A 445-nucleotide genomic window follows, 5' to 3' on the forward strand; every position below is an offset into this window, starting at 1 on the left:
GCTCATCAGTTGCGCGTACTCGTGCTCGCCGAGAATGCTCTTGCCGATCGCGGGCGCGTTCAGGTAGCCGTAGTACAGATCGAGGTAGGGCGCGCCCGTGTCCGGCGCGCCGACATCGTCCGGCCGGATCGCGAGGTGCGCGATCGCGCCGCGCTCGACGAGCGCCTGCCACGTCTCGCGCGCGTCGGACGGCAGCAGCTTCGCCTGCGGCAGTACGGTCTCCTTCACGATGCCGACCTGGCTTGCGATCGCCACCGCGCAGCGCGAGATCAACTGGTTTTCGGCGATCACGGTGACGGTCGCGCCGGAGATCGCGTCGAGGCTCGCGGCGCCCGCGTCGCCGTTGCCGATCTCGAAGCGCGCGCCGGCGAACTTGCCGACGTACTGGCGCAGGAACGCGAGCAGCTTGCTCTCCGGAATCCCGACGAGCAGGATCGGCTCGCTG

The 445-nt window shown here is 69.4% G+C and carries 1 pseudogene; it reads right to left on the reverse strand.

Annotation, left to right across the window (positions count from 1 at the left end):
• Window positions 1–445: pseudogene (locus J5M67_RS28645) on the reverse strand (hypothetical protein); the annotation flags it as partial.

The organism is Pseudomonas sp. 30_B (assembly GCF_017491605.1).
Lineage (GTDB): Bacteria > Pseudomonadota > Gammaproteobacteria > Pseudomonadales > Pseudomonadaceae > Pseudomonas.